Annotated in this window: 4 protein-coding genes; all 4 read left to right on the top strand. The window is 33.3% G+C overall.

Features of this window, described 5'->3' with window-relative positions; all coding sequences use genetic code 11:
- Positions 1 to 105 precede the first annotated feature (105 nt).
- The 4 genes from ACTND6_RS10775 (at position 106) to ACTND6_RS10760 (ending at position 2,136) form a co-directional block, all read left to right on the top strand.
- Entirely contained in the window at positions 106 to 654 is a 549-nt protein-coding gene (locus tag ACTND6_RS10775) for an alpha/beta fold hydrolase (protein ID WP_441024216.1), read from the top strand.
- 21 nt (positions 655 to 675) lie between these two features.
- The gene (locus ACTND6_RS10770) at positions 676 to 1,308 is read left to right on the top strand and encodes a GyrI-like domain-containing protein (RefSeq protein WP_217799160.1); all 633 of its coding nucleotides are present in this window, start codon (positions 676 to 678) and stop codon (positions 1,306 to 1,308) included.
- A gap of 205 nt (positions 1,309 to 1,513) precedes the next feature.
- Positions 1,514 to 1,816 (top strand): type II toxin-antitoxin system RelB/DinJ family antitoxin, encoded by a 303-nt coding sequence (locus ACTND6_RS10765; RefSeq protein ID WP_441024218.1) that lies wholly within the window; start codon positions 1,514 to 1,516, stop codon positions 1,814 to 1,816.
- The gene (locus tag ACTND6_RS10760; RefSeq protein WP_441024220.1) at positions 1,816 to 2,136 is read left to right on the top strand and encodes a type II toxin-antitoxin system RelE/ParE family toxin; all 321 of its coding nucleotides are present in this window, start codon (positions 1,816 to 1,818) and stop codon (positions 2,134 to 2,136) included. Before ACTND6_RS10765 ends, ACTND6_RS10760 begins: the two co-directional genes overlap by 1 nt.
- Positions 2,137 to 2,655: the final 519 nt, after the last annotated feature.

Here is a 2,655-nt window from a genome sequence, read left to right as displayed (position 1 = left end):
ACTTTTACCTCGCAGTTAAAGTGTATATCCAGCAATATGATTTTATTGTACTAAAAAGCGGACACTAAAGAGATTTCTGAACTTTTTTGAATCAGGTGGTCAGTTATGATAAATTTTATAAATAAAAATTATAATGGAAAAGTAAAACTAACTGGAGGGTTGTCATTAGGCGGACAAATTTTATTAGAAATATTATCTAAAAATCCTAATATATGTGAATGTGCTATTATTGAAAGTGCTTTGGTAATTCCAATGAACTTTACCTGTAAAATGATAGAGCCAATATTTAATTTATCACATTGTTTGATAAGTAAAAAGTGGTTTTCAAAACTACAATTTAAAAGTTTGAAACTAAAAAAAAGCTTGTTTGCTCTATATTATGAAGATACTTGTAAAATTGCAAAAGATAATTTAATTGCTTTTATGAAGTCAAATTCTAATTATGAAGTAAAAAACACTTTACCGCATACTAAAGCAAAGACCCTCGTATTAGTTGGAAGTAAAGAAAGACCTATTATGAAAAAATCAGCAACTAAAATTGTTCGTTTAATACCAAATAGTGAACTTGAAGTATTACAAGGATATTATCACGGAGATATTAGCATAAATCATGCAGATGATTATGTTGAAAGAGTAAAGAGGTTAGTTTGTTAAATTGAAATTTAAGGAGTAATTATGGCTTTTGATTTTAAGAAAGAATATAAAGAATTTTATATGCCTAAAAATAAACCTGTGATTGTAAATGTTCCTGAAGCAAATTACATTGCGGTCAGAGGAGAGGGCAATCCAAATGAAGAAGGTGGAGCATATCAGCAGGCAATTGGCGTATTGTATGCGATTGCTTATACTTTGAGAATGAGTTATAAGACGGATTATAAAATTGAAGGATTCTTTGAATATGTAGTTCCACCACTAGAAGGATTCTGGTGGCAGGATGATATAGATGGTGTGAATTATGCAGATAAAGATTCATTTCATTGGATTTCAGTCATTCGATTGCCTGATTTTGTGAATGAAAAAGATTTTGAATGGGCTGTTGAAACAGCAACTAAAAAGAAAAAAATAGATTGTTCCTCGGCAGAGTTTTTGACGATTGATGAAGGTTTATGTGTTCAAATCATGCACTTAGGATCTTTTGATGATGAACCAGCTACAGTTGCACTTATGGATGAATATTTAAAACAAAATGGATATGCGAATGATATGAATAGTCAAAGACTACATCATGAAATATATTTGTCGGATGCAAGAAAGGTTGCACCGGAAAAATGGAAAACAGTCATTCGGCATCCTATAAGAAAGATTTAGATAAATCGGAATTGTGCGCCCAGATAAGGGCGAGTAGTCTAGCAGGTGGAATGCCTGTCTGGTAAGGTCTAACCAACCGCCAGTAGCGAGTCCTGGGTGACTGTCAGTAATGGTAGTTGCTAAGCGTAGACAGCGAAAATATATTTCATAGATTGACTTGTAACGCAAAAGACGTTACAATAAAAGAAAGGTGGAGGTGTATTCTATGGGGAAAACAGCAACATTAAATATAAGAGTAAATCCAGATGTAAAAGAAAATGCAGAAAGTGTATTGGCACAATTAGGGATACCAATGGCTACTGCTATAGATATGTATTTAAAACAAATATCATTAGTAGGAGGAATTCCCTTTTCTGTTGTATTACCAAAAGCAGCTAATTCAGTGAATGCAGATATGATGTCTGCTACACAGATTCATCAAAAGTTAGAAAAAGGATATGCCGATATAGAGAAAGGAAATGTTGAGGATGCAGCCAGTGCGTTTGTGGCATTTAGAGCGAGGCATTAATGAAGCAATATAAGGTAGAGATTACAAAAGAAGCTTTGCAGGATATGGAAGATATATACAATTATATTGCTATAGATTTGCTTGCTCCGGATAATGCAATGGGGCAATATAATCGCATTGCTGATGAAATACTTACATTAGATACTTTCCCGGAACGATTTGGGATTATGGATTCTGAGCCAGAAAAGAGAATGGAGTTGCGTAGAATGCTCGTCGATAATTATTCAGTATTTTACACAATCCGTGACGAAAGGGTAATTGTAACGGATGTGTTATACACGGCATCTGATATAGAAGCACGTTTGAGAGGCGAGCTATAAAAGCACGCGTTTATTTCAGTTTATCGCACTATTTATAAAATATGATCCGTTAACTTTTTAACCCTGTAAGAAAGCTGACGGATTTTTTTACATTTTTTAACGAGTAAACAGGGTGTAGAAGAATTACCAAAGTGATGGATTGTATGTTATTAAATTAAATGTAGTTGATATACAGAAAGAACTAATTTATTAAAAACAGGTAATATAATGAAGAAAAGCAAACTGTTATTTTTCTGCCCTTTGGAAAACTATCAGTTTTTCTGTGAGCAAACAAGGTAGGATGGTTGCTCATTGAAAAAATTTGTTTCCAGCTGCAAAAAAAGGTTTCATTGCCATCAATGTCATTAAGTTAAGCAAAAAAAGCTTCAATGATGGATATATATAGGTTGCACAAGAAATTGTGTAGCCTTTTTTCTATTATGAAATCAGGAAGAAACTAGTCCTGATCGAATAACCAAATATACAGGTATATGATGAATAGGTCAGGAGTACTAGTGATTCCTGGCCTTTCTTGTGTAG

Source organism: Bulleidia sp. HCP3S3_C9 (assembly GCF_052064035.1).
Lineage (GTDB): Bacteria > Bacillota_I > Bacilli_A > Erysipelotrichales > Erysipelotrichaceae > Bulleidia.
Note: the sequence above shows the minus strand (reverse complement) of the source record. Positions and strands in the feature narration are given on the sequence as shown.

Bases quoted from the DNA above. Each gene is read 5' to 3' on its own strand.
- ACTND6_RS10770 (WP_217799160.1), top strand. From the start codon at position 676: ATGGCTTTTGATTTTAAGAAAGAATATAAAGAATTTTATATGCCTAAA.
- ACTND6_RS10760 (WP_441024220.1), top strand. From the start codon at position 1,816: ATGAAGCAATATAAGGTAGAGATTACAAAAGAAGCTTTGCAGGATATG.
- ACTND6_RS10765 (WP_441024218.1), top strand. From the start codon at position 1,514: ATGGGGAAAACAGCAACATTAAATATAAGAGTAAATCCAGATGTAAAA.
- ACTND6_RS10775 (WP_441024216.1), top strand. From the start codon at position 106: ATGATAAATTTTATAAATAAAAATTATAATGGAAAAGTAAAACTAACT.